The organism is Pseudomonas sp. S36, assembly GCF_016647875.1.
GTDB classification, from domain to species: Bacteria; Pseudomonadota; Gammaproteobacteria; order Pseudomonadales; family Pseudomonadaceae; genus Aquipseudomonas; species Aquipseudomonas parafulva.
Window position 1 is genome coordinate 124,355 of record NZ_JACVVG010000004.1, and the last position, 26,425, is coordinate 150,779.

Annotated in this window: 24 protein-coding genes; 4 read left to right on the plus strand and 20 right to left on the minus strand. The window is 61.1% G+C overall.

The genetic code is table 11. From position 1 onward, the window contains the following. Positions 1–103: 103 nt before the first annotated feature. Positions 104–619, plus strand: coding sequence for a 3-hydroxyacyl-[acyl-carrier-protein] dehydratase FabA (gene fabA / locus IAE36_RS03580; protein WP_008089108.1), 516 nt, complete (start codon positions 104–106; stop codon positions 617–619). An 11-nt stretch (positions 620–630) separates the two neighbouring features. Further along, positions 631–1,851 carry a beta-ketoacyl-ACP synthase I gene (fabB, locus tag IAE36_RS03585; protein ID WP_060481494.1) on the plus strand — a complete coding sequence of 407 codons (1,221 nt, stop codon included), beginning with the start codon at positions 631–633 and terminating at the stop codon, positions 1,849–1,851. A 62-nt stretch (positions 1,852–1,913) separates the two neighbouring features. Here fabB and IAE36_RS03590 read toward each other — a convergent pair whose 3' ends face one another. From IAE36_RS03590 to htpG, 3 genes are all read right to left on the minus strand, one after another. After that, entirely contained in the window at positions 1,914–2,918 is a 1,005-nt protein-coding gene (locus tag IAE36_RS03590; RefSeq protein WP_201210239.1) for an amidohydrolase family protein, read from the minus strand. Positions 2,919–3,003: 85 nt separating this feature from the next. Continuing rightward, positions 3,004–3,729 carry a dienelactone hydrolase family protein gene (locus tag IAE36_RS03595; RefSeq protein ID WP_201210241.1) on the minus strand — a complete coding sequence of 242 codons (726 nt, stop codon included), beginning with the start codon at positions 3,727–3,729 and terminating at the stop codon, positions 3,004–3,006. Positions 3,730–3,793: 64 nt separating this feature from the next. Next, positions 3,794–5,698 (minus strand): molecular chaperone HtpG, encoded by a 1,905-nt coding sequence (gene htpG / locus IAE36_RS03600; protein ID WP_201210243.1) that lies wholly within the window; start codon positions 5,696–5,698, stop codon positions 3,794–3,796. A gap of 306 nt (positions 5,699–6,004) precedes the next feature. Between htpG and IAE36_RS03605 the strand changes: the two genes are divergently transcribed. Continuing rightward, on the plus strand, positions 6,005–6,277 hold the full coding sequence (locus IAE36_RS03605) for a hypothetical protein (RefSeq protein ID WP_028632229.1): 273 nt from the start codon (positions 6,005–6,007) through the stop codon (positions 6,275–6,277). 66 nt (positions 6,278–6,343) lie between these two features. On the opposite strand, the gene IAE36_RS03610 is transcribed toward IAE36_RS03605, so the two are convergent. The 11 genes from IAE36_RS03610 to sdhC form a co-directional block, all read right to left on the minus strand. Then, the gene (locus IAE36_RS03610; RefSeq protein WP_028632228.1) at positions 6,344–7,093 is read right to left on the minus strand and encodes a DUF599 domain-containing protein; all 750 of its coding nucleotides are present in this window, start codon (positions 7,091–7,093) and stop codon (positions 6,344–6,346) included. Positions 7,094–7,306: 213 nt separating this feature from the next. Further along, positions 7,307–8,620 carry a branched-chain amino acid transport system II carrier protein gene (brnQ, locus tag IAE36_RS03615; RefSeq protein ID WP_028632227.1) on the minus strand — a complete coding sequence of 438 codons (1,314 nt, stop codon included), beginning with the start codon at positions 8,618–8,620 and terminating at the stop codon, positions 7,307–7,309. 383 nt (positions 8,621–9,003) lie between these two features. Continuing rightward, positions 9,004–9,888 carry a succinate--CoA ligase subunit alpha gene (gene sucD / locus IAE36_RS03620; RefSeq protein ID WP_016393102.1) on the minus strand — a complete coding sequence of 295 codons (885 nt, stop codon included), beginning with the start codon at positions 9,886–9,888 and terminating at the stop codon, positions 9,004–9,006. Then, positions 9,888–11,054 (minus strand): ADP-forming succinate--CoA ligase subunit beta, encoded by a 1,167-nt coding sequence (sucC, locus tag IAE36_RS03625; RefSeq protein WP_028632226.1) that lies wholly within the window; start codon positions 11,052–11,054, stop codon positions 9,888–9,890. The genes sucD and sucC overlap by 1 nt, the downstream gene beginning before the upstream one ends. Positions 11,055–11,226: 172 nt before the next feature. Continuing rightward, on the minus strand, positions 11,227–12,663 hold the full coding sequence (gene lpdA / locus IAE36_RS03630) for a dihydrolipoyl dehydrogenase (RefSeq protein ID WP_028632225.1): 1,437 nt from the start codon (positions 12,661–12,663) through the stop codon (positions 11,227–11,229). Positions 12,664–12,759: 96 nt separating this feature from the next. Beyond that, complete coding sequence (gene odhB / locus IAE36_RS03635) at positions 12,760–13,980, minus strand: 2-oxoglutarate dehydrogenase complex dihydrolipoyllysine-residue succinyltransferase (RefSeq protein WP_201162981.1); 1,221 nt, start codon at positions 13,978–13,980, stop codon at positions 12,760–12,762. A 42-nt stretch (positions 13,981–14,022) separates the two neighbouring features. Beyond that, positions 14,023–16,854, minus strand: coding sequence for a 2-oxoglutarate dehydrogenase E1 component (locus tag IAE36_RS03640; RefSeq protein WP_201162982.1), 2,832 nt, complete (start codon positions 16,852–16,854; stop codon positions 14,023–14,025). Positions 16,855–17,097: 243 nt separating this feature from the next. After that, a complete protein-coding gene (locus IAE36_RS03645; protein WP_028632222.1) occupies positions 17,098–17,802 on the minus strand; it encodes a succinate dehydrogenase iron-sulfur subunit in 705 nt (234 codons plus the stop codon). Positions 17,803–17,813: 11 nt separating this feature from the next. Beyond that, the gene (gene sdhA, locus IAE36_RS03650; RefSeq protein ID WP_028632221.1) at positions 17,814–19,586 is read right to left on the minus strand and encodes a succinate dehydrogenase flavoprotein subunit; all 1,773 of its coding nucleotides are present in this window, start codon (positions 19,584–19,586) and stop codon (positions 17,814–17,816) included. Between the two features lie 3 nt (positions 19,587–19,589). Continuing rightward, a complete protein-coding gene (gene sdhD, locus IAE36_RS03655) occupies positions 19,590–19,958 on the minus strand; it encodes a succinate dehydrogenase, hydrophobic membrane anchor protein (protein ID WP_028632220.1) in 369 nt (122 codons plus the stop codon). Beyond that, entirely contained in the window at positions 19,952–20,338 is a 387-nt protein-coding gene (gene sdhC / locus IAE36_RS03660) for a succinate dehydrogenase, cytochrome b556 subunit (RefSeq protein ID WP_174435875.1), read from the minus strand. The genes sdhD and sdhC overlap by 7 nt, the downstream gene beginning before the upstream one ends. 352 nt (positions 20,339–20,690) lie before the next feature. On the opposite strand from sdhC, the gene gltA reads away from it, so the two are divergent. Beyond that, positions 20,691–21,980, plus strand: coding sequence for a citrate synthase (gene gltA, locus IAE36_RS03665; RefSeq protein ID WP_028632218.1), 1,290 nt, complete (start codon positions 20,691–20,693; stop codon positions 21,978–21,980). A 103-nt stretch (positions 21,981–22,083) separates the two neighbouring features. Here the strand turns inward: gltA and IAE36_RS03670 are convergent, their stop codons facing one another. From IAE36_RS03670 to IAE36_RS03695, 6 genes are all read right to left on the minus strand, one after another. After that, entirely contained in the window at positions 22,084–22,689 is a 606-nt protein-coding gene (locus IAE36_RS03670; protein WP_201210305.1) for an START domain-containing protein, read from the minus strand. A 33-nt stretch (positions 22,690–22,722) separates the two neighbouring features. Then, positions 22,723–22,977, minus strand: a complete 255-nt coding sequence (locus IAE36_RS03675; protein WP_201162983.1) for a YkgJ family cysteine cluster protein — start codon at positions 22,975–22,977, stop codon at positions 22,723–22,725. A gap of 128 nt (positions 22,978–23,105) precedes the next feature. Beyond that, positions 23,106–23,558, minus strand: a complete 453-nt coding sequence (locus tag IAE36_RS03680) for a hypothetical protein (RefSeq protein WP_201162984.1) — start codon at positions 23,556–23,558, stop codon at positions 23,106–23,108. 64 nt (positions 23,559–23,622) lie between these two features. Continuing rightward, the gene (locus IAE36_RS03685) at positions 23,623–25,065 is read right to left on the minus strand and encodes an aminotransferase-like domain-containing protein (RefSeq protein WP_201210246.1); all 1,443 of its coding nucleotides are present in this window, start codon (positions 25,063–25,065) and stop codon (positions 23,623–23,625) included. A 194-nt stretch (positions 25,066–25,259) separates the two neighbouring features. Next, on the minus strand, positions 25,260–26,072 hold the full coding sequence (locus tag IAE36_RS03690; protein WP_028632213.1) for an OmpA family protein: 813 nt from the start codon (positions 26,070–26,072) through the stop codon (positions 25,260–25,262). Further along, a complete protein-coding gene (locus IAE36_RS03695; RefSeq protein WP_201210248.1) occupies positions 26,069–26,422 on the minus strand; it encodes a DUF4398 domain-containing protein in 354 nt (117 codons plus the stop codon). Before IAE36_RS03695 ends, IAE36_RS03690 begins: the two co-directional genes overlap by 4 nt. Between the last annotated feature and the right edge of the window lie 3 nt (positions 26,423–26,425).

The following is a 26,425-nucleotide window of genomic DNA, read 5'->3' on the forward strand; positions in this document are numbered from 1 at the left end:
ACAACGCAATAGTCTACCTGTAGGCTGCCGCCCCGGACGCGATGCGTAACGGGCCGGCCGGGAAGATTCATCCCCTGCCGCAGGGGGTTATTGAGGAGCTCGCATGACCAAACAACACGCCTTTACTCGGGAAGACCTGCTGCGCTGCAGTCGCGGTGAGCTGTTCGGCCCAGGTAATGCGCAACTGCCCGCGCCGAACATGCTGATGGTCGATCGCATCACCCACATCAGTGAAGAAGGCGGCAAGTACGGCAAAGGTGAATTGGTCGCCGAGCTGGATATCACCCCGGACCTGTGGTTCTTCGCCTGCCACTTCGAAGGTGACCCCGTCATGCCAGGCTGCCTGGGCCTTGACGCCATGTGGCAGTTGGTCGGTTTCTTCCTCGGCTGGCAGGGCCTGCCAGGCCGCGGTCGTGCGCTGGGCTCGGGCGAGGTGAAATTCTTCGGCCAGGTGCTGCCCACCGCCAAGAAAGTCACGTACAACATTCACATCAAGCGCGTCCTGAAAGGCAAGCTGAACATGGCCATCGCCGATGGTTCTGTCAGCGTAGACGGCCGCGAGATCTACACAGCCGAAGGCCTGCGGGTCGGCGTGTTCACCTCCACTGACAATTTCTAAGGGTTATTCGCATGCGCCGCGTCGTTATCACTGGTCTGGGCATCGTATCGTGCCTGGGCAATGACAAAGCTACCGTCACCGAAAACCTGCGCAACAGCCGTTCGGGTATCCGTTCCAACCCGGAATACAAGGAAATGGGGCTGCGTAGCCAGGTTTCCGGGTCCATCGACCTCAACCTCGAAGAACTGATCGACCGCAAGGTCTTCCGCTTCGTCGGCCATGCCGCTGCCTATGCCTACCTGGCCATGCAGGACGCAATCAAGGATGCCGGCCTGACCGAAGAGCAGGTTTCCAACCCGCGTACCGGCCTGGTGGCAGGCTCCGGCGGTGCATCGACCCTGAACCAGATGGAAGCGCTGGACACCCTGCGCGAGAAAGGCGTCAAGCGTGTGGGCCCGTACCGGGTTACCCGCACCATGGGCAGCACCGTGTCGGCGTGCCTGGCCACCCCGTTCAAGATCAAGGGCCTGAACTACTCGATCTCGTCGGCGTGCGCCACGTCCGCGCACTGCATCGGCACCGCGCTGGAGCAGATCCAGTGGGGCAAGCAGGACATCGTGTTCGCCGGTGGCGGTGAAGAAGAGCACTGGAGCCAGTCGTTCCTGTTCGATGCCATGGGCGCCCTGTCGACCAAGCGCAACGACACCCCCGAACAGGCCTCCCGTGCCTACGACGCCGACCGTGACGGCTTCGTCATCGCCGGTGGCGGCGGCATGGTCGTGGTCGAGGAGCTGGAACACGCCCTCGCCCGTGGCGCCAAGATCTACGCCGAGATCGTCGGTTACGGCGCCACTTCCGATGGCTACGACATGGTCGCGCCAAGCGGTGAAGGCGCCATTCGCTGCATGCAGCAGGCACTGGCGACTGTCGACACCCCAATCGACTACCTGAACACCCACGGCACCTCCACCCCCGTAGGTGACGTTGCCGAGATCAAGGGTGTGCGGGAAGTGTTTGGCGGCAATGCGCCGAAAATCAGCTCGACCAAGAGCCTGTCGGGCCACTCGCTGGGCGCTGCCGGTGTACACGAGGCGATTTATTGCCTGCTGATGATGGAAAACAACTTCATCGCCGGCTCCGCCAACATCGACGAGCTGGACCCTGAGGTTGCCGACCTGCCAATCCTGCGCAAAACCGAAGAAAACGCCAAGATCGACACGGTCATGAGCAACAGCTTCGGCTTCGGCGGCACCAACGCCACCCTGGTGCTCAAGCGCTGGGAAGGCAAGTAAGGCGCTGCTGAGGTAGATGCAAAACGCCCCGACTGGTTCGGGGCGTTTTTGTTTTCAGGCGTTTACTTGGGCTTGGGTAACACCGCCAGAAAGTTATCGCGCGCGACCTTGTTGGCCACAGGTTCGGGCAACGCGTCCAGAAACGGTTTGAACCCGTGCATCTGCTCGCCAAGGCTCCCGAACCGCCCGACTACATTCGACCCCAGCATGAACCGGTCGGGGTATTTCTGCACCAGCGCCAGCCATGGCTGCTGCGGCTTGCCCTGCTCATCCAGCAGGTAAGGCTCAAGCACGCTCCAGGACAGGTCCACATAGAGGTTGGGGTAATCCTCCAGCAGCCGGGTCAGTACGGGGAGCAAGAAGTCCATGCGGGTCTGATGCCGGTGGATCTCCATGCTGCTGCCGGCATGGGCCCAGATGAAGCGTGTGTGGGGGTGATCGCGCAGGGGCTCCTCGATCTCCGCCAGGTACAACGGGTTACGCTCGCGCTTGGAGGTGATGTTCGAGTGCAGCAGTACCGGCAGGTCGCGCTCGGCGGCCAGGTGATAGATGCGCGTCATGGCCTCGTTATTGGCCCGCGGCGTCTCGCCACTGGTCAGCGCGGTCAGGTCGTCATGGCGGGTGAACACTTCGCCGATGCCCTGCCACAAGCCTGGGTACAGGTCGAGCATGCGCTCGATGTGGCTCACGGCATTCTTGTCGACCGGGTTGATACCGGTCAGAAAGGGATGAAAGCGCTGACGCTGTTCAGGGGGCAGTTTCTGGATGGCGGCTGCCACGTAGGTGTCCGTGGCACTGTACCAGTAGGCATCGGCGTCATCGCCGGCGTAATAGCGTGGCCGCTTGGGCTCGTCCTCGTGCCATTTCTTGGCAACCGGAATGCCGGAAATCATCGATTGGTCGATATCTGCGGCATCCATGGCCTTGAGCAGCGCCGGCATGCCCTCGGTTTCCTGGAAGAAATCCACATAATGCAGGTGAGCATCGCTGTAGCGGTACTCACGGGCCTGTGCCGCCTGGCATAGCCAGGCAGCTACAACGGCGCAGGCCAGCGCTTTGGCGTTCATGGTCAGCTTCCTTGTACGGGGACGAACCGAATAGACCCGCCAGCAGGCGGGACGGTTCAGCGCGCCCCTCCTACAAGCCCGTGCACTAGGGGTGGAACACTTCACTCAGCAGATTATGCATCGACCGGAACGCCCGCTCGGCGGTGCGCCTGTCATATTGCATCTTGCCTGGCACGTTGGCGCCCGGGTCAGTGAAAGAATGAACCGCACCGCCATAGCTCAGCAGTTGCCAGTCCACCTTGGCTGCATCCATTTCCGCCTCGAACGCAGGCAACTGTTCCTTAGGTACCAGCGGGTCTGATGCACCGTGCAACACCAGCACCGAGCCCTTGATGTTCTTTGCGTCATCCGGGTTGGGGGTGTCGAGGGTGCCGTGGAACGACACCGCAGCACGCAAATCGGCGCCTGAGCGCGCCAACTCCAGCGCACAGCAACCGCCAAAACAGAAGCCGAACGTGGCGGCCTTGCCAGGTGCCAGCAACGCCTTGGATTGCCCCAGTAGCTGCGCCAACGCCTCCTGCATGCGCTTGCGCAGCTCGGCCCGGTCATTTTTCAGCGGCATCATTGCAGCCCCTGCCTCGTCGGCATTCGACGGGCGAATCGACTGGCCGTACAGGTCCGCGAGCAGCACCACGTAGCCCTGCTCAGCCACCTCCTTGGCGATGCGCTCAGCCCCTTCGGCAATGCCCATCCAGTTCGGCGCCATCACCAGCCCTGGGCGGCCCAGGGCGCCCGGCTCATACACCAGGCGGCTTTCGTAGGTTTTGCCGGCCAGGTGATACACCAGCGACTCGACGATTACCTTGCTCATCCTTTACTCCTCAGGCGTGCACCATGAAAAAAGCCCGCCGAAGCGGGCTTTGCCATGCATCAATTCAAGCAGACAATTCGACCAGCAGCTTGTTCAGGCGCCGTACATAGGCGGCAGGGTCCTTCAGGCTGTCACCCGCGGCAAGCGCGGCCTGATCGAACAGGATGTGCGACAACTCGGCGAAACGGTCCTCGCTCTGTTCGTGGTCGAGCTTCTCGATCAGCGGGTGTGTCGGGTTGAATTCGAAGATCGGCTTGGAATCTGGCACTTTCTGGCCGCTGGCTTCCAGAATCTGGCGCATTTGCAGGCCCAGGTCCTGTTCTCCGATCGCCAGGATTGCCGGCGAGTCCGTCAGGCGGTGGGATACCCGCACCTCGGCCACGCTTTCACCCAGGGCAGCTTTCAGGCGCTCCACCAGGCCTTCCTTGTCTTTGGCGACTTCTTCCTGGGCCTTTTTGTCTTCTTCCGAATCCAGCTTGCCCAAGTCCAGGTCACCACGGGCCACATCGACGAACGCCTTGCCATCGAATTCGGTGAGGTAGCTCATCAGCCACTCATCGATGCGGTCGGTCAGCAGCAGCACTTCGATGCCTTTCTTGCGGAAGACCTCAAGGTGTGGGCTGTTCTTGACCTGCGCGTAGGATTCGCCGGTGAGGTAGTAGACTTTGTCCTGGCCGTCTTTGGCACGCGCCAGGTAATCGGCAAGGCTGACGCTCTGCTCGCCGCTTTCGTCATGGGTGGAGGCAAAGCGCAGCAGGCCGGCGATTTTCTCCTTGTTGGCGAAATCTTCGGCCGGGCCTTCCTTGAGCACCTGCCCGAAGTTTTTCCAGAAGCCCTTGTACTGCTCAGGCTCGTTCTTGGCCAGTTTTTCCAGCATGTCCAGCACGCGCTTGGTCAGGGCCGTCTTCATCGAGTCGATGATCGGGTCTTTCTGCAGAATTTCACGCGACACGTTCAGCGACAGGTCGTTGGAGTCGACCACACCTTTGATGAAGCGCAGGTACAGCGGCAGGAACGATTCGGCCTGGTCCATGATGAACACACGCTGTACGTACAGTTTCAGGCCGCGGGGCGCTTCACGCTGGTACAGGTCGAACGGCGCACGGGCCGGCACGTACAGCAGCGAGTTGTACTCGAGCTTGCCTTCAACCTTGTTGTGGCTCCAGGCCAGCGGGTTTTCGAAGTCGTGGCCGATGTGCTTGTAGAATTCCTGGTACTCCTCGTCCTTGATCTCGGTACGCGGACGGGTCCACAGGGCGCTGGCACGGTTGACGGTTTCCCACTCTTCAGCCGGCTGCTCTTCGCCTTCGGCCGCCGCCTGCTCCTTGGGCAGCTGGATTGGCAGCGCGATATGGTCGGAGTACTTCTTGACCACGTTGCGCAGGCGCCAGCCATCGGCGAACTCCTGCTCGTCCTTCTTCAGGTGCAGGACGATGCGGGTGCCGCGCTCTGGCTTGTCGACGGTGGCCACTTCAAAGTCGCCCTCGCCCTTCGAGGACCAGTGCACACCTTCGCTGGCCGGTTGGCCAGCGCGGCGGCTGTAGACATCGACCTGGTCGGCAACAATGAACGCCGAGTAGAAGCCAACGCCAAACTGACCGATCAGGTGCGAGTCCTTCTTCTGGTCACCGGTGAGGTTCTTCATGAAGTCGGCAGTGCCCGACTTGGCGATGGTGCCCAGGTGCGTGATGACATCTTCACGGCTCATGCCGATGCCGTTGTCCTCAAGGGTGACAGTGCCGGCGTCTTTGTCGAAGCTCAGGCGGATCCTCAGGTCGGCATCGTTTTCGAACAGCTCGGGCTTGGCCAGTGCTTCGAAACGCAGCTTGTCGGCCGCATCGGAGGCGTTGGAGATCAATTCACGCAGGAAGATCTCCTTGTTCGAGTACAGGGAATGAATCATGAGGTGCAGCAGCTGCTTCACCTCGGTCTGGAAGCCCAGGGTTTCTTTTTGAGTCTCCACACTCATGGTCGTCACACTCCGATCTGATGGCAGTAGTCGCCAAGCGGCCCGGTTGGCTGCGTTGGCGGCGGATGACATGCAGATGGGGGCTGCCCGGATGATTTCAAGGGCTTTTGCGGTGCGAACCTTGAATGCACCTGCGCCAGGGGAGCGAGGCGCCCACCCCCGCGCGCCATGGCAGGACCCTTTAGAGAGTAGAAGTGCCTGCACCTCAAAAACATGTTTATACCTGTGAAATTACCGTGGAACTTATTTCAGAAGGCCCCACTCGAAGGAACAAGCCAACTTATTCCACCAAGGAGAAACACCCCCATGCGTAAACCATTTGCTTTTGCTCTGATGCTGGCTGCTGCCATGGGCCTGGCCGCTTGCGATAAAGCGAGCGAAGACAAAGCCCAGGACGCACAAGAACACCGTGAACAAGCCCAGGAAAAAATGGGTGATGCTCAGGACAAGATGAACGACGCTGCCAAGGAAAACGCCGAAGCCGCCAAAGACCAGGCCGAAGCCAACCAGAAGGCTGCTGAAGAGGCCGCTCCGGCCACCCCGGCGACCACTGTTCCGGCCGAACCTGCCAAGCAGTAATCGCGCCGTAAAAAAAACCCGACATTGTCGGGTTTTTTTATGCCTGAAATTATTAGGCTAACCGTTTCAGTCATTCACATTTGAACGCTGCCCGGGTACTTCGGTCGCTGAACTTTCCGTGGGCGTAAATACCATCACGTCCAGTACATCGGAATGGAACTCGCGGCGATACAGAATTAACACCACCCCCACGCTAATACCCATGAACAACCACGGGCTGATGAACCAGCTCAACATCGCCATGCCGAAATAATACGACCGCAGGCCGAAGTTGAATTGGTTGGCAGCCAGCGACAGCACCCGCGCCGCACGCGCGGCAAACGCCTTGCGCTCCATTTCATTGACCTGGCGTTCGCCGATCATGGGTGCCGAGCCCACCAGCACCGCGGCGAAGTTGTACTGCCGCATGCACCAGCTGAAGGTGAAAAAGGCATACACGAACACCGTCGCCAGGCACAGCAACTTGATTTCCGACATCCCTTGGGAGGCCTGCTGAACCAGGGGCAAGTCAGCGAGCAGCGACAGGGCTCGGTCGGACGCGCCCAGCACCGTCAGGATGCCGGCGAGGATGATCAGGGTGCTGGAGGCGAAGAACGAGGCGTTGCGCTCAAGGTTGCCGATCACGCTGGCATCGGCAATACGGTTGTCACGCAACAACATGCGGCGCATCCAGTCTTCACGGTACAGGTGCAACACACTGGCAAGGCACGCGGTGTCCCGCCCCTTCCAGAGGGCATAGCGTGTGTAGCCGCCCCAGCACAGCACAAACCAGCAGGCCGCCAGGAGGTTGTTCAAATTGCTTGAAATGAAAGTCATGCCGGGTTCCCGAAATGCCAGGTGCCAAAAGGATAGGGACCGCATTTCGACGCTGGCAAGCGGCAAAAGGCACAGGGCGACAGCGAAAAACACGCGCACTCACCCTACAGCCAAACAAAAGCCCCGCATCCTTGCGGATACGGGGCTTGGGTGTTTGATACCGAGGCGGCAGGTTCAGGCTTTTGGCCCATGCCGCCAGCGGGCTTCAACACATCACGCCAGGGCCTCGCGAGGCTTGCCCAACATGCGGTCGCACACCACAGCACCCACCAGGGTAACGACCGAAGGTACCAGCCAGGCAAGGCCTTGATCGCTGAGTGGCAGGTTGGCCATGAAGTCGGGCAACACATGGGCCGCGCTGCTGCCCTTGATGGCATCAACCATGCCGAACAGCAGCGATACCAGCATTACCGGGGCCAGGATACGCGTCGGCGAGTTCCACAGGTCCTTCACGAAGCTCAAGCCCACCACCACGATGCACGGCGGGTAGATGGCCGTGAGCACAGGGATGGAGAACATGATCAGCTTGGTCAGCCCCAGGTTCGACACCAGCAGCGAGAAACCAGCCAGAATCACCACCAGCGCACGGTACGACAACGGCAGCATCTGGCTGAAGTATTCGGCACACGCGCACGTCAGGCCGACGGCTGTCACCAGGCACGCCAGGGCGATCAGCACGGCAAGGAAGCCGCTGCCCAGCGAGCCGAAGGTGTGCTGTACGTAGGCATGCAGTACCGCCGCACCGTTGCTGGCGCCCGCGGCAATTTCATGGCTGCCGGCGCCCAGGCGGAACAGGCTGATGTACACCAGGGCCAGGCCGACACCGGCAATCAGGCCGGCGATGATGGCGTAGCGGGTGATCAGCTTAGGCGACTCGACGCCGCGTGAACGGATGGCGTTGACGATGACGATGCCGAACACCAGGGCACCCAAGGTATCCATGGTCAGGTAACCATCAGAGAACCCCTTGGAGAACGCGGCGGCGGCGTAGGCCGGCTGCGCTTCACCGATGGTACCGGCTGGCAGCGCGAACGCGGCGATGCCCAGTACCGCCAGGGCAATGATCTTCAGTGGCGCAAGGAAACGCCCCACGGTATCAAGCAGCTTGCCCGGGTACATGGACACGGCCAGTACCACGGCGAAATACACCAGGCTGTAGATGAACAGGGCCAGCGGGCTTTCACCGGTCAATGGCGCAACGCCCACTTCGAACGACACGGTCGCGGTACGCGGCGTGGCGAACAACGGGCCGACCGACAGGTAGCAAACAGCGGCCAGCAGGCCACCGAAGAACTTGCCGATCGGGCTGCTCAGGGCATCCATACCGCCGCCGACCTTGGCCAACGCGACCACGGTGATGACCGGCAGGCCCACCGCCGTCACCAGGAAGCCCAAGGCGGCCATCCAGACGTGCGGGCCCGATTGCAGGCCGACAATAGGCGGGAAGATGATGTTGCCGGCGCCTACGAAAAGCGCAAACGTCATAAAGCCAAGCGCCAGGATATCCTGGCCTTTGAGAACTTTCATTTAAGGTAGTACCACACTGCTGGAATCGGGGTTCGAGAGGGGACTTTCCAATGGGTGAGGAAAATGCTGCCCGGCGTGATAGGCCAGACCCGTTAAGCGTGTCGTTCCCTTTTGGGGCACGGGCACAGAATAGGCGCGTAGATTAACCGTTTTGCCGCGCAAACGCACTGGAACAGTGCTGCTTGTCCGATGTGCGTACGTGTTTGTCGTCTGTGCGTCCGGGGACAGGGGGGATTATCCTCAGATTGAAATATTCGTCTGTAAGGTAATTCCTATGGGGACGATTGGGAGGCTTGTGCTGGCCTGGCAGTGATAAGGCCCGCCCCCAAAACGACAAAGGCCACCCGAAGGTGGCCTCTGTGCGCGTGGGGGGTGTTGCAGTATTACTTCTTGGCTTCCCAGCCAGTCAGCTCGGCCAGGGCCTTGCCGATGTCAGCCAGGGAACGCACGGTTTTCACGCCTGCGTCCTGCAGGGCTGCGAATTTCTCGTCCGCAGTACCCTTGCCGCCAGAAATGATGGCGCCAGCGTGGCCCATGCGCTTGCCTGCCGGCGCAGTCACGCCAGCGATGTAGGAAACGACAGGCTTGGTGACATTGGCCTTGATGTAGGCCGCAGCTTCTTCTTCAGCCGAACCGCCGATCTCACCGATCATGACGATCGCTTCGGTCTTCGGGTCTTCCTGGAACAGCTTCAGGATGTCGATGAAGTTGGAGCCCGGGATCGGGTCGCCACCGATACCCACGCAGGTCGACTGGCCGAAGCCGGCGTCGGTGGTCTGCTTGACCGCTTCATACGTCAGGGTGCCGGAACGCGAAACGATACCGACCTTGCCTGGCAGGTGGATGTGGCCTGGCATGATGCCGATCTTGCACTCGCCCGGGGTGATGACACCTGGGCAGTTAGGGCCGATCAGGGTCACGCCCAGCTCGTCGCACTTGACCTTGGCATCGAGCATATCGAGGGTAGGAATACCCTCGGTGATGCAAACGATCAGCTTGATGCCACCGAAGGCTGCTTCCAGGATCGAGTCCTTGCAGAACGGTGCCGGCACGTAGATGACCGAAGCATCAGCGCCGGTCGCTTCCACGGCTTCCTTCACGGTGTTGAACACCGGCAGGCCCAGGTGGGTGGTGCCACCCTTGCCCGGGGTAACGCCGCCGACCATCTTTGTGCCGTAGGCAATGGCTTGTTCGGAGTGGAAAGTACCCTGCGAGCCGGTGAAGCCCTGGCAGATGACTTTGGTGTCTTTATTGATCAGGACGCTCATTACTTGCCCTCCGCAGCTTTGACAACTTGTTGAGCAGCGTCGGTCAGGCTGGTTGCAGCAATGATGTTCAAACCGCTTTCTGCCAATACTTTAGCGCCCAGTTCGGCGTTGTTGCCTTCAAGGCGAACCACGACCGGAACCTTGACGCCGACTTCCTTCACTGCACCGATGATGCCTTCGGCAATCATGTCGCAGCGAACGATGCCGCCGAAGATGTTGACCAGAACGGCCGCGACATTGCTGTCGGACAGAATGATCTTGAACGCTTCGGTAACGCGCTCTTTGGTAGCACCACCGCCTACGTCGAGGAAGTTGGCTGGCTTGCCGCCGTGCAGGTTGACGATGTCCATGGTACCCATGGCCAGGCCAGCACCGTTGACCATGCAGCCGATGTTGCCTTCGAGGGCAACGTAGTTCAGTTCGAACTTGGCAGCGTGGGCTTCACGGGCGTCGTCCTGGGACGGGTCGTGGAAGGTCTTCAGCTTCGGCTGACGGTACATGGCGTTGGCGTCGATGTTGATCTTGGCATCGAGGCAGTGCAGGTCGCCGTCGGCCTTGATCACCAGCGGGTTCACTTCCAGCAGGGCCAGGTCATGGTCCTTGAACAGCTTGGCCAGGCCTACGAAGATCTTGGCGAACTGTTGAACTTGCTTGCCTTCCAGGCCCAGCTGGAACGCCAGCTCACGGCCCTGGAACGGCTGAGCGCCGACCAGCGGGTCGATGGTGGCCTTGAGGATTTTCTCAGGCGTGTCGTGGGCGACTTTCTCGATGTCCACGCCACCTTCGGTGGAGGCCATGAACACGATACGGCGGCTCGAGCGATCGACTACAGCGCCCAGGTACAGCTCTTTGGCGATGTCAGTGCAGGATTCGACCAGAATCTTGGAGACGGGTTGACCGTTGGCATCGGTCTGGTAGGTAACCAGATTCTTGCCCAACCACTGTGCAGCGAACGCCTTGGCGTCTTCTTTGCTGCGAACCAGCTTGACGCCGCCCGCCTTGCCGCGACCACCCGCGTGAACCTGGGCTTTTACAACCCACTCGTTCCCGCCGATCTTGTCGCAGGCTTCTGCCGCTGCTTCAGGGGTGTCGACTGCGAAACCCTTGGAAACTGGCAGGCCGTACTCAGCGAACAGCTGCTTACCCTGATACTCGTGAAGATTCATGCTTTTTACCGTCTTCGTTAGGTACTGCGCTTCGGCGCTGCGCCATCACTGGCGCCGCACCACCTGTGACCGTTGACCCCGGGTTATCCCATGTGATCCGGTCCGGCGGACTTTCCGCGGTGAGTCATGCACGCAAGACTCACGACGGGCAGCCCGCCGTGGTTTCTTATGATTAACGCTTCTTACGGTTGGCTACGTGAATGGCACCGCCATTCACGGCCAGCGCTGCTTCATGCAACGCTTCGGACAGGGTCGGATGGCTGAAGACCATCATGCCCAGGTCCTCGGCACTGGTGCCGAATTCCATTGCGATAGCGCCCTGCTGCACCAGTTCGGCAGCCGACGGGCCAATCACGTGAACACCCAGTACGCGGTCGGTCTTGGCATCGGCGATGACCTTGACGAAACCACCGGTGTCGTTGGCAGCCATCGCACGGCCGCTGGCCGCGAACGGGAAGGTGCCCACGTTAACCTCAACGCCTTCGGCCTTCAAGGCCTGCTCGGTCTTGCCGACCCAGGCGATTTCCGGGTGGGTGTAGATCACCGAAGGGATCAGGTCGTAGTTCATCTGGGCTTTGTGGCCCTTGATGCGCTCAACCACCATGATGCCTTCTTCCGAAGCCTTGTGCGCCAGCATCAGGCCACGCACCACGTCGCCGATGGCGTAGACGCCCGGTACGCTGGTGGCGCAGTAGTCGTCGACATAGATGTAGCCACGCTCATCGATGTTCACGCCGCTGTCGGAGGCCAGCAGGTCGGTGGTCACCGGGCGACGGCCGACCGCAACGATCAGCTTGTCGAAGGTGATCTTCTGCTCGCCTTCGGCATTGGTGTAGGTCACCTCGACTTCGTCGCCGTTCACCTTGGAACCGGTAACGCGGGCACCCAGCTTGATGTCCAGGCCTTGCTTGGTCAGCGTCTTCTGGGCTTCCTTGGACACCGCCGTGTCGGCAGCCATCAGGAAGGTGTCCAGGGCTTCCAGCACGGTGACTTCAGCACCCAGGCGGGCCCATACCGAGCCCAGCTCCAGGCCGATCACACCGGCACCGATAACGCCCAGGCGCTTCGGTACGGCCTGGAATTCCAGGGCGCCGGTGGAGTCGACGATGACGTTCTGGTCAACCGGGGCTGGCGGAATGTCGATCGGGCGAGAACCGGAGGCCAGGATCACGTTATCGGCTTCGACGATTTCAGTGGTGCCGTCGGCCTTGGTCACTTCGACCTTTTTGCCAGCCAGCAGCTTGCCGTGACCCTGGATGGAGGTGACGCCGTTGGCCTTGAACAGGGTGGCGACGCCGCCGGTCAGGTTCTTCACGATGCCAGCCTTGCGGCCAACCATCGCAGCCACGTCCATCTTCACTTCGCCAGTGGAGATACCGTGTACGTTGAAGCTCTCTTTGGCTTCCTTGTATTTCCAGGAGCTGTCCAGCAGCGCCTTGGAAGGAATGCACCCTACGTTCAGGCAGGTGCCGCCCAGGGCCAGCTTGCCCTCGGCATCGGTGTACTTCTCGATACAGGCAGTCTTCAGACCAAGCTGGGCGGCCTTGATCGCAGCCACGTAGCCGCCAGGACCTGCACCAATCACTACCACGTCGAATTTCTGGGTCATAAAAGATTCCTTGTTAGCTTCAAGCGGCACGCTGCAAGCCGCAAGACAGGCAGGCTTCGACTTGAAGCTTGCCGCTTGCAGCTTACAGCTGCGCGATTAGATGTCCAGCAGCAGGCGGGACGGATCTTCCAGCAGGTTCTTGATGGTCACCAGGAAGGTTACGGCTTCCTTGCCATCGATCAGGCGGTGGTCGTAGGACAGCGCCAGGTACATCATCGGGCGGATCACCACCTGGCCATTGATGGCCATCGGGCGCTGGATGATGTTGTGCATGCCCAGGATCGCAGCCTGCGGCGGGTTGACGATCGGGGTCGACATCATCGAGCCGAAAGTACCACCGTTGGTGATGGTGAAAGTGCCGCCGGTCATCTCTTCGATGGACAGCTTGCCGTCACGGGCCTTCTTGCCGAAGGTGGCGATGCCGTTTTCGATCTCTGCCAGGCTCATCGACTCGGCGTTGCGCAGTACCGGAACCACCAGGCCACGGTCGCTGGAAACCGCCACACCGACGTCGGCGTAACCGTGGTAGACGATATCGTTGCCGTCGATCGAGGCGTTCACGGCCGGGAAGCGTTTCAGCGCTTCGGTGGCCGCCTTGACGAAGAACGACATGAAGCCCAGGCGCACGCCGTTGTGGGTCTTCTCGAACAGGTCCTTGTACTTCGAACGCAGGGCCATGACTTCGGTCATGTCGACTTCGTTGAAGGTGGTCAGCATCGCCATGTTGGATTGGGCTTCGACCAGACGCTCGGCAATCTTGGCGCGCAGGCGGGTCATCGGCACGCGCTTCTCGGTGCGGTCGCCAGCAGCGGTCACCACCGGTGCCGGGGCAGCAGCAGGCTTGGCAGCCGGGGCTGCGGCCGGCGCGGCCTTCTTGTTGGCGACGGCAGCAACGACGTCTTCCTTGGTCACACGGCCGCCTTTGCCGGTACCGGCCACAGTGGCCAGGTCGATGCCGTTTTCTTCGGCCAGCTTGCGCGCAGCCGGGGCAGCAACCGGGTCGTCTTCACCGGCATCGGCAGCAACGGCGGCCGGTGCGGCGGCGGCCGGGGCAGCAGCAGGCGCTGCGGCAGCGGCGCCACCTTCAACGATCGAACCCAGCACTTCGTCGGACAGGACGGTATCGCCCTCGCCCTTGACGATGGCACCCAGCACGCCGTCGGCGGTGGCCAGCACTTCGAGCACGACTTTGTCGGTCTCGATGTCGACGATCAGTTCGTCACGCTTGACAGCCTCGCCCGGCTGCTTGTGCCAGGTGGCAACGGTGCCGTCGGCAACCGATTCCGGGAAGGTTGGGGCTTTGATCTCGATAGCCATTATCAGTGTTTCCTTAAATTCGGTTTCAAGTGCGCGAAGGCGTTAAACAGTGAAGGCGTCTTGCAGCAGTTTTTCCTGCTGTTCGGCGTGCTTCGAAGCGTAACCACAGGCAGGTGCGGCAGAGGCATCGCGACCCGCGTACTCCAGGGCCAGTGCCTTGTTATGGCGGCCGAGGATGCGACGCATATGGTGCTGGCTGCTGTACCAGGCGCCCTGGTTCATCGGTTCTTCCTGGCACCACACCGCATGCTTGAGGTTGGTGTAAGGCGCCAGGATCTCGACCAGGTCGTCTTCAGGGAACGGATACAGCTGCTCGATGCGCACGATCGCGATGTCTTCGCGGCCTTCGGCGCGGCGTTTTTCCAGCAGGTCGTAGTAGACCTTGCCGCTGCACAGCACCAGGCGCTCCACCTTCGCAGGCTCGAGGGTGTCGATTTCCGGGATGACGGTCTGGAACGAACCATCGGCCAGGTCTTCGAGGGTCGAGACGGCCAGCTTGTGGCGCAGCAACGACTTGGGCGTCAGCACAATCAGCGGCTTGCGCAGCGGACGGATGACCTGACGACGCAGCAGGTGGTAGATCTGGGCCGGCGTGGTCGGTACGCAGACCTGGATGTTCTGCTCGGCGCACAATTGCAGGTAACGCTCCAAGCGCGCCGAGGAGTGCTCAGGCCCCTGCCCTTCGTAGCCATGCGGCAGCAGCATGGTCAGACCGCACAGGCGGCCCCACTTGTGCTCGCCACTGGTGATGAACTGGTCGATCACCACTTGCGCACCGTTGGCGAAGTCGCCGAACTGGGCTTCCCAGATCACCAGCGCGTTCGGCGTGGTGGTGGAGTAGCCGTATTCGAACGCCAGTACTGCTTCCTCGGACAGGAACGAATCGTACAGTTCGAAACGTGGCTGGCCCGGGTACAGGTTCATCAGCGGGATGTAGGTGCCCGCATCCTTCTGGTTGTGCAGCACCGCATGCCGGTGCGAGAAGGTGCCGCGGCCGATGTCCTGGCCGGTCATGCGGATGGGGTGGCCTTCGAACTGCAGGGTGGCGTAGGCCATGGTCTCTGCATAACCCCAGTTGATCGGCAAGCCACCGGCCTGCATCTTCTGGCGGTCTTCGTAGATCTTGGCGACCTGGCGCTGCACCACGAAGCCTTCAGGCAGCTCCAGCAACTTGGCCGACAGTTCCTGCAGGGTCTTGAGGTCGAAGCGGGTGTCGTGGCGTGCGGTCCAGGCATGGCCCAGGTAAGGGCGCCAGTCGACGAACAGCTCGCGGTTCGGCTCCTTGACCAGGCTCTTGACCACGTGCAGGCCGTTGTCCAGCGCACTGCGGTAGTCGTCGATCTTGGCCTGGGCGCGATCGGCATCGATACGGCCGGCCTGGATCAGCGCTTCGGCATACAGCTCACGGGTGGTGCGCTGCTTGCTGATCTGCTGGTACATCAGCGGCTGGGTGCCGTTCGGCTCGTCAGCCTCGTTGTGGCCGCGGCGACGGTAGCAGACCAGGTCGATGACCACGTCACGCTTGAACTGCATGCGGTAGTCGACCGCCAGCTGGGTCACGAACAGCACCGCTTCCGGGTCGTCGCCGTTGACGTGCAGGATTGGCGCCTGAATCATCTTGGCCACGTCGGTGGCGTACTCGGTAGAGCGCGCATCCAGCGGGTTGCTGATGGTGAAACCCACCTGGTTGTTGATCACGATGTGCACGGTGCCGCCGGTCTTGAAACCGCGGGTCTGCGACATCTGGAAGGTTTCCATCACCACGCCCTGGCCTGCAAATGCAGCGTCGCCGTGGATGGAGATGGGCAGCACCTTGTCACCCACGCTGTCGTTGCGACGGTCCTGACGGGCACGCACCGAACCTTCGACAACCGGCGAGACGATTTCCAGGTGGGACGGGTTGAACGCCATGGCCAGGTGCACTTCGCCACCCGGGGTCATCACGTTCGAGGAGAAGCCCTGGTGATACTTCACGTCACCGGAGCCCAGCTCGTTCATCTTCTTGCCTTCGAACTCGTCGAACAGCTCGCGCGGGTTCTTGCCGAAGGTGTTGACCAGCACGTTAAGGCGGCCACGGTGGGCCATGCCGATGACCACTTCCTTGGTGCCGTAGGAACCGGAGCGCTGGATCATCTCGTCCAGCATCGGGATCAGGCTTTCGCCGCCTTCCAGGCCGAAACGCTTGGTGCCTGGGTACTTGGTGCCCAGGTATTTTTCCAGGCCCTCGCCAGCGGTCACACGCTCGAGCAGGTGGGACTGGATATCAGCGGAAAACTCGGGCCGGCCACGCACGCTTTCCAGACGCTGCTGGAACCAGCTGCGCTGCTCGGAATCGACGATGTGGGTGAACTCGGCGCCAATGGTGCGACAATATGTCTTCTGGAGCGCGTCGAGGATGTCGCGTAGGCTCGCCTCCTCTTTGCCGATGAACAGGTCGCCGGCACGGAAGGTCGTATCAAGATCGGCATTGGTCAAGCCGTAGTGATTGATCGACAGGTCTACAGGCGCTGGACGCTGCCACAACCCCAAGGGGTCAAGCTTGGCAGCCTGATGGCCGCGCATCCGATAGGCCTGGATCAGTCGCAGCACTTCAACCTGCTTCTTCTCGTGTTCACTGCTCACGCTCCCGGCAGACACCGGCTGGGCGCGGCGCTGGTTCTTCGCCAGCAATACGAAATGGTCGCGGATCGTCGAGTGCGAGACATCGGTAGCGGTGCTGCCGTCGGCGGGCAACTTCTGGAAGTAGGTGCGCCACTCTTCTGGCACAGCGTTAGGGTCGTGCAGGTAGAGTTCGTAGAGCTCTTCCACATATGCAGCGTTACCACCTGAAAGGTGGGCGCTTTCCCACATGCGCTGCATCACGCTTTCTTGCATGCTTGGTCACCCTCGGTTAGGGGACTGATCGGCGAGAGCCATAGCAAACCTGGAAAAGTCCGAAAACAGCGACTGAACCACGCCACCTGGATCCTGCTGATTTTCCGGGTACCAGCCCGGAAAGCCCCTGCTGGTCTCATCTTCATAGGTAATGAACAAGGGCTTTGTGAGCCCCGGCTCGGGTTTTACCTCAGTGCGGGCTCAGCGCCCGCACCTCGGCATACTGCAGGTACAACGGGTATATCAGGTGCCGCTTTGCAGCAGCATGTTACGTACGTGACCGATTGCCTTGGTAGGGTTCAGACCCTTCGGGCAAACGTTTACGCAGTTCATGATCCCGCGGCAGCGGAATACGCTGAACGGGTCATCCAGGGACGCCAGGCGCTCCTGGGTCTTGGTATCACGGCTGTCGGCCAGGAAGCGGTACGCCTGCAACAGCGCAGCTGGGCCCAGGAACTTGTCCGGGTTCCACCAGAACGACGGGCAGGACGTGGAGCAGCAGGCGCACAGGATGCACTCGTACAGGCCGTCGAGCTTCTCGCGCTGTTCTGGCGACTGCAGGCGCTCGATGGCCGGGGCCGGCGTGTCGTTCTGCAGGAACGGCTTCACCTTCTCGTACTGCTTGTAGAAGATGCTCATGTCGACGACCAGGTCACGAATGACCGGCAGGCCCGGCAGCGGGCGCAGCACCAGCTTGTTGCCCTTGACCACGCCCGACAGCGGGGTGATGCAGGCCAGGCCGTTTTTGCCGTTCATGTTCATGCCGTCGGAACCGCACACGCCTTCACGGCAGGAGCGACGGTACGAGAAGCCCTCGTCCTTTTCCTTGATCAGCGCCAGCACGTCCAGGACCATGAGGTCCTTGCCGCCGGTGTCGACGTCGAACGACTCCATCTTGGGGGCCGTGTCGGTGTCGGGGTTGTAACGATAAACTTCGACTTTCAACATAGCAGCCACCCTTAGTAAGTCCGGATTTTTGGTTCGAAGGCCGGTACGGTCTTCGGCGCAAAGTTGACGCCACGCTTGGCAACGCGCTTCACACCCGGGTAGTACAGGGTGTGGCACAGCCAGTTTTCGTCGTCACGGTCTTCGAAGTCTTCACGGGCGTGAGCGCCGCGGGACTCTTTACGGGCTTCGGCCGCGATGGCGGTAGCTTCGGCAACTTCCAGCAGGTTCTGCAGCTCCAGCGCTTCGATACGCGCGGTGTTGAAGGCCTGGGACTTGTCGTTGATCTTGACGTTGGCAATCCGCTCGCGCAGGCCGGCCAACTGCTCGATACCTTTGAGCATGTACTCGCCAGTACGGAACACACCGAAGTAGTTCTGCATGCAGCTCTGCAGCTCGCGCTTGAGGCTGGCAACGTCTTCGCCAGTGGAGCGCTCGTTGAGCTTGTTCAGGCGGCTCAGGGCAACATCGATATCGGTGTCGCTGGCGTCGAGGTGCTCGATGCCGTCGCTCAGTGCCTTCTCCAGGTGCAGGCCGGCCGCACGGCCGAACACCACCAGGTCGAGCAGCGAGTTGCCGCCCAGGCGGTTGGCACCGTGAACCGATACGCACGCCACTTCACCTACGGCGAACAGGCCAGGAATGATGTGATCCTTGCCTTCATCGTCCATGGTGATGGCCTGGCCATGAATGTTGGTGGCAACGCCGCCCATCATGTAGTGGCAGGTTGGAACGACCGGAACCGGCGCGACCACAGGGTCGACGTGGGCAAAGGTCTTGGACAGCTCGCAGATGCCTGGCAGGCGGCTGTGCAGCACTTCCTCGCCCAGGTGGTCCAGCTTCAGCAGTACGTGGTCCTTGTTCGGGCCCACGCCGTTGCCGGCGATGATCTCTTTGACCATGGAACGGGCAACCACGTCACGGCCGGCCAGGTCTTTGGCGTTCGGCGCGTAACGCTCCATGAAACGTTCGCCGTGGGCGTTGATCAGGTAACCACCCTCGCCGCGGCAACCCTCGGTGACCAGTACACCGGCGCCGGCGATGCCGGTTGGGTGGAACTGCCACATCTCGATGTCCTGCACGGGTACACCGGCACGCAGGGCCATGCCGATACCGTCGCCGGTATTGATCAGGGCGTTGGTGGTGGAGGCGTAGATACGGCCCGCACCGCCAGTGGCCAGTACGGTGGCCTTGGACTTGATGTACAGGGTTTCGCCGGTTTCAATGCAGATCGCGATCACACCAACGAAGGCGCCTTCCTGGTTTTTTACCAGGTCAACGGCGTAGTACTCGTTGAGGAAGGTGGTGCCGGCTTTCAGGTTGCCCTGGTACAGGGTGTGCAGCAGCGCGTGACCGGTACGGTCGGAAGCGGCGCAGGTACGGGCGGCCTGGCCACCTTTACCGAAGTCCTTGGACTGGCCACCGAACGGACGCTGGTAGATACGGCCGGTTTCGGTACGCGAGAACGGCAGGCCCATGTGGTCCAGCTCGAAGACCGCGGCCGGGCCTTCCTGACACATGTATTCGATAGCGTCCTGGTCACCGATGTAGTCGGAACCCTTGACGGTATCGTACATGTGCCAGCGCCAGTCGTCGTTCGGGTCGGCCGAAGCGATGGCGCAGGTGATGCCGCCCTGGGCGGATACGGTGTGCGAACGGGTCGGGAACACCTTGGTGACCACGGCAGTCTTGTGACCGCCCTGTGCCAGCTGCAGCGCTGCGCGCATGCCGGCGCCGCCGCCACCGATGATGATGGCGTCGAAGGAAATGGTTGGAATGCTAGCCATGGATCAGATACCCCAGAGAATCTGCACACCCCAGACGAAGTAAGCGAACATCGCAACGCCGCATACCGCCTGGAACAGGAAACGAATCGCAGTTGCCGACTTGCCGAACGACATAGGCGTCAGGTAGTCGGTGGCAATGGTCCACATGCCGACCCAGGCGTGAGCGCCGAGGGCAACGAGGGCCAGCAGACTGAAGATCCGCATCGCGTTGTTGGAGAACAGACCATGCCACTGGGCGTAGTCGATACCGGGGTGAGCGACCACGTAGCCGATCAGGAAAATGAAGTAAGCCGCGAGAACGACCGCAGAAACGCGCTGCGCCATCCAGTCGTAGAGGCCCGAACGCGACAGGTTCGTGACGTTGGTTACCATACCCAAACTCCCACCAGTACGATCACCACCACGGAGATGACAATCACGATTTTCGAGCCCAGTTTGCCGCCTTCCAGCGTCTCACCGATGCCCATGTCCATGATCAGGTGGCGCACACCGGCCACCAGGTGATACAGCAGGGCGGACAGCAGGGCCCAGGTCACGAACTTGGCCAGCGGGCTGGTCAGACACGCCTTCACCTCGCCGAAGCCTTCCTCGGAACCCAGCGACTTGCCCAGTGCATACAGCATGATGGCAAGGCCGAGGAACAGGATGACGCCGGAGATACGGTGCAGAATGGACGTGTACGCAGTGACGGGGAGCTTGATGGTCCTTAGGTCTAGGTTTACAGGTCGTTGGCTTTTCACGGCTTTTTTCACACTGAAGAGCCCCTAGCGAATCAGGGCAAAGTTGTTGGTAAGTGTACTGGTCAGGTACCCACCACCCAGGGAACGGCGACCCCCAGCAGTTCGGGCTTGCAAGCCCCTGGCGGTCGGGTGCCGAGTATAGACAGTTAGGCTGCTCATGACAACGTGACGGGGTAGCCCGAATAGCGCATTGCCTTTGCCGCGCAAAAGGCGTAAATGGGCCGAAAATTCCCGAAAAATCAGGCTCCAGCCCTTGATTCAACAAGCCTTTAGGCAAATTGACATCTGAATTTATCCCTCTATAGTGGTGCGGGCCCTGCGTGGGGGGTCTGTCTGATGATTTCAAGCATTAATAGGAGGCCACATGGCTGACAAAAAAGCGCAGTTGGTCATCGAGGGCGCAGCCCCCGTCGAGCTGCCCATTTTAACCGGCACCGTTGGTCCTGATGTAATCGACGTCCGCGGGTTGGGGGCCACAGGTCACTTCACCTTCGACCCTGGTTTCATGGCGACCGCATCGTGCGAGTCGAAGATCACCTACATTGATGGCGACAAGGGCGTACTGCTGCACCGCGGCTACCCCATCGAGCAACTCGCCGAACAGTCCGACTACCTCGAAACCTGCTACCTGCTGCTCAATGGCGAACTGCCAAACGCCGAGCAGAAGGCCAAGTTCGTCAGCAACGTCAAGAACCACACCATGGTTCACGAACAGCTGAAAACCTTCTTCAACGGCTTCCGTCGCGACGCTCACCCGATGGCGGTGATGTGCGGCGTGGTCGGTGCCCTGTCGGCCTTCTACCACGACTCCCTGGACATCAATAACCCGCAACACCGCGAAATCTCTGCGGTGCGCCTGGTCGCCAAGATGCCGACCCTGGCCGCGATGGTTTACAAGTACTCCATGGGCCAGCCGATGATGTACCCGCGCAACGACTTGTCGTACGCGGAAAACTTCCTGCACATGATGTTCAACACCCCGTGCGAGATCAAACCGATCAGCCCGGTGCTGGCCAAGGCGATGGACCGGATCTTCATCCTCCACGCCGACCACGAACAAAACGCCTCCACCTCCACCGTGCGCCTGGCGGGCTCTTCGGGTGCCAACCCGTTCGCCTGTATCGCGGCCGGCATCGCCGCGCTGTGGGGCCCTGCCCACGGCGGCGCCAACGAAGCCGTGCTGACCATGCTCGATGAAATTGGCGATGTCTCGAACATCGACACCTTCATTGCCAAGGCCAAGGACAAGAACGATCCGTTCAAGCTGATGGGCTTCGGTCACCGCGTTTACAAGAACCGCGACCCGCGCGCCACCGTGATGAAGCAGACCTGCGACGAAGTGCTGCGCGAGCTGGGCATCAAGAATGACCCGCAGCTGGAACTGGCCATGCGCCTGGAAGAGATCGCACTCACCGATCCGTACTTCATCGAGCGCTCGCTGTACCCGAACGTCGACTTCTACTCGGGCATCATCCTGAAGGCGATCGGCATTCCGACCAGCATGTTCACCGTGATCTTCGCCCTGGCGCGCACCGTAGGCTGGATCTCGCACTGGAAAGAGATGCTCTCCAGCCCGTACAAGATCGGCCGCCCACGCCAGCTGTACACCGGCGAACCGAAACGCGACATCGTTGCATTGCAGGACCGCAAGTAAGCCCTAGAGGCTGAAACCAAAAGGGCTGCCCATGGGCAGCCCTTTTTATTACACCGCCCCAACCTGATGCCCGAAACACATCGGACCCGGCCAGATTTGGCGGTCAGTTTTTCTCAGCGCGTTCGCGCAGGGCCTTCAGGGTATTGAACGGCGCATCCACCACGAACTTGTTGGCCAACCACGACGGCACGCTACCCCCTGGCTCGGTGTGCACCTGGTACGTCACCTCGGTGCTAATGCCCTGAGGCACCAGCTTCCAGAAGCCCTCGACCTGGGCCACCCGCACGAAGCCCTTTTCTTCCGGCACATAGGTCGGCTCCTCCTTGAGGTTACGCAACAGGCTGCCATCGGCCTGCTTGACCGTGGTCACCTGCAGCACCGAGTCCCGCGGCGTCACCGGCCAGGGCGTATTGAACTGGGTGTAGGTCCAGGTCTTGTCACCCTCGTGCTTAAGCACCTTTTGCGCCTTGCATTCATGAATCCATGCACAGGCCCCCGCCACGTCTTCCTGCAGCGCCTGCACCTTGGCCAGGGGTGCCTTGATGACGGTGACACCCCGGTAGGCCTTGTACTTGGAGCCAGGCACTTCACTGAGGGATACCTTGATCCCGTCCTCATCCTTGGCCACCTGCCAATTCTCGGCCCAGGCAACAGGCGACAGCAGAGCACTGACACCACACAGCAATGCAATACGCTTCAACGATCTCATCATGTTTATCCTTGTTGTCGAGGATCCAGCCTGTCACGCCGCCGTCATGCGCTCCCACCAGCCGAGAATTCTGATGGCCTCTTCACTGTCCCGGCCACACACCTCAGGGTCAGCCTTGAAACCGCCGCACACCGATGGCCGCTCAGGCTTGCCGAACAAGTCGCAGAGGTTTGCAGCCGTCAGGTGCAGGCAACGCTGGCCAGCGGGCTTGCCGTCAGGCATGCGCGGCATGGCGGAGGTGATGGAGGGCGCGATGCAGCAGGCACCGCAGCCCTCACGACAGGTCATGGCTTGCAACACAATCAGAACTCCATGGCACACAACGGGGCGATCACCCCCTGAATACTAGCGGCTCAAACGCACGTTTGAAATTGCTGGCTTGATGAAATCTGCAGTGACCGGGCAGTCAGCAGGGCTTACTGGCGGTACTGGAAGTCGATGGCCGCACCTTCCACATCCCGACGGCTGTCGTTGCGCAGCTGCAACTGCATCTCGTTGCTGATCAAGCGGCCATTGAGCTGGAACGGGCTGTCGGCTTCGGGCTTTTCAGCGAACATGGGCGGCAGCAAAGGCTTGCGCTTCTTGATCGGCGACGGGTTGGTGCCCACGTTGGGCGTCAGGTTCTCCACCATCTCGGTAGGCAGGCTCAGGTCGAGGTTGGCCTTGGGCAGCGGCTTGGCCACGGCCTTGGCCTGCCTGGCCTTCTTACTGGCGGGCTTGCGCACAGCCTGTTTTTTCACCGCCTTGGACGGCGCCTGGGCCTTGCCAGCCTGCGTCTGGGCAGCCGGCTGGGCAGCCAGCACCACGCCAGCAGGCCAGCACAACGGTGCAAGGCAGAAAACCAGGAAAAAACGGCGCAGTGCAATCATGGCAAATGGACAGACCGACATGGTAAATGCGTATGCTCCCTGTTCCGCAGCCGCCTGACAAGCCTTACAAAAGTGTGGTTGCCGGCTCCCTGCACAATTGTTGTGCCAGCAGGCCCAGTGTGATGACTGCCCGCTCGGCTTCCTTGTTCCATGGGATGCCGCAGTTTAGCCGAATGCAGTGATTGAACTGCTCGGTATTACTGAAGATGAGCCCCGGTGCAATGCTGATCCCCTGCTCCAGCGCGCGTACGTGCAGGTCCTGGGTGTTTACCCGCCCAGGCAGGCTTACCCACAAAATGAAGCCACCGGTGGGCCGCGTCATCTGGGTGCCTTCAGGGAAATGCTGCTGCACCGCCAGCTGATAGGCACTGAGGTTCTTGCGGTACTCCTGACGAATGAACCGCAGGTGCCGGTCGTAACCACCGTTCTCCAGGTAGGCGGCCACAGCCATCTGCGTGACGCTGCAGGCCGAGTGCGTGGTAAAGGTCTGCAGCCGCTGGATTTCGTCCTGGTAACGCCCGGCAATCATCCAGCCAACGCGCACGCCGGGTGACAAGGTCTTGGAGAAGCTGGAGCAGTAGATCACCCGGTCAAGCCGATCATAGGCCTTGAGCGCCTTGGCCTTGCCCTGATCGAACATCAGCTCGCCATAAATATCGTCTTCGATGATCTGGATATCGAAATCCGACGCCAGGCGCAGCAACTGCTTCTGTCGCTCCTCCGGCACGGTGCCACCCAGTGGGTTACTCAGCCGCGCAGTGAGCACCAGCGCCTTGATCGACCACTGGTTGGCGGCAAGCTGCAAGGCCTCCAGGCTGATGCCGGTAGACGGATCACTGGGTATTTCGATCACTTTCAGGCCCAACAGGTCAGCCAGTTGCAGCAAACCGTAGTACGTGGGCGATTCGGCGGCAATCAGGTCACCTGGCCGCGTCAGCACACGCAGGGACATTTGCAGGGCGTCTACGCAACCGTGCGTAACGATAATCTCACGCGGGTCGACCAGCACACCCGCATCGCGCATGCGAATGGCAATTTGCCGGCGCAACGGCTCGAAACCTGGGCTGAACATGTAGCTGAACGCACGCGGGCTGTGGAAGCGGGTGACCTTGGCAATCTGCTGGTGCAATGCCCGCACCGGCAGGTAATCGACATGGGGCACGGCAGCACCGAACGGGAACACGCCATCACGACGCGCCTCGGCCAGCACCTGCTGGATGATACTGGCGCGGGTGACCAACCCTGGGCGCTCCACCCGGGCAATGTCCGGGGTCTGGGCAGTCAGGGCCGGGGTCTGGTGCACATAGTAGCCAGACTGCGGCCGCGCACGGATCAAGCCCTGGTCTTCGAGGTTGGCGTAGGCCTGCAGCACCGTGGCATGGCTGACATTCAACTGGGCGCTCATCTTGCGCACCGAAGGCACACGCTCGCCCGGCTGGTACACACCACGGCGGATGTCTTCGGCCAGTTGCTGGGCGATACGCTGGTACAGCAGCAGGTTGGTCAAGGCAACACGCTCATTGTTCTTGTACGACTGACAGTAGAGGATACCGTAACAGTTGCAAAGTGTACGGGGACAGAATGCAACTTAATCGACAATACAGCTTGTTGGGGCGAGTGAGCCCAAGCTGAGATCGGATGAGCGCTGCCAGCTGCTCGTCATGACCGGGAGGGCTGCTCTGCAACCCTTTACAAGCTCAATCAGCGCGCTGGCGCCAGCTTGCCCTTGTCGTCAGAAAACACGATCTCCACACGACGGTTCTGCGCCCTGCCCCGCTCCGACGCGTTCACCTCTACGGGGTACTGGTCGCCGTAGCCTTCAACCAGCAGGCGCTTTTCATCAATACCAAGGTCGGCAAGCATATCTGCCACGGCCTGGGCGCGGTCGCGGGAGAGTTTGAGGTTTTCTTCGGGCGTACCCGTGCTGTCGGTGTAGCCCTCGATGCGCACGACGCGACGCGGGTTGAGCTGGAGGAACTGCACCAGCTTGAGCACCGTGCGGCTGGCGGAATTGCGCAGGTCGGCACTGCCCGTGTCGAACAGCACATCGCCCAGCGTCAACACCAAGCCACGGTCACCCTGCTCCGAGGCCAATGCAGCGATCTGCGACTCCACCCATTGGCCCTGCTGCTGCACACTGGCCAACTTGGCCTCGCGCAATGCCAACTGCAGACGCTGGCGCTCCAGGTCAAGCTTGGCCAGGCGCTCCTGGTTCAACGCCAGTTTGGTGTGCTCGCGGGCGATCTGGCTGTAGCGCTGGCTCAGGTAGGCGTAATGGCGCACGTCCGAGCCGCTGCCGATGTACGTGGACAAACGCTCGGCGCGGGCCAGCGACTCACCCGCACGGATCACATCACGCGGGGCGCTGCGCAGCACATCGGAATCGTCCTTGACCTGCTGGAACGCCACGGTCGCCTCGTCCAGCGCAGAAGCACTGCGCTGGCTGGCGCACCCGGTAAGCCCTGCCGCCAGCATCAGCAGCGCCAACGTGGCCAATGGCTTGCGAGCGATCATGGCTGCACCTCCAGCTGTTTGCGCAAGCGCTTCACCCGGGTCTGCAACAACTGCAGCTGTTCATCGCTCTTGAGGTTGAGCACCTGTGCTTCGGCCAGCCTGGCATCCAGCTCGGCTTGCTCGGCGCGCATGCGCGCGTCACGGAAGTCCTGGGTGAGCATGTTGGTGCGGGCTCGGCCCAGCTTGTCTTCAGCCAGCTTAAGCGGTTCGACCTGGTCAGTAGCGCCCACGGCGTTGGCCTGTTCCAGCGCCTTTTCGGAAAGGCGCATCTGTTCTTCAGGGGCCGGATCATTGGCGCAGCCAGCCAGGCCCAACACGGCCATGGCAAGGATGAATGCTTGGGTTCTCACGCG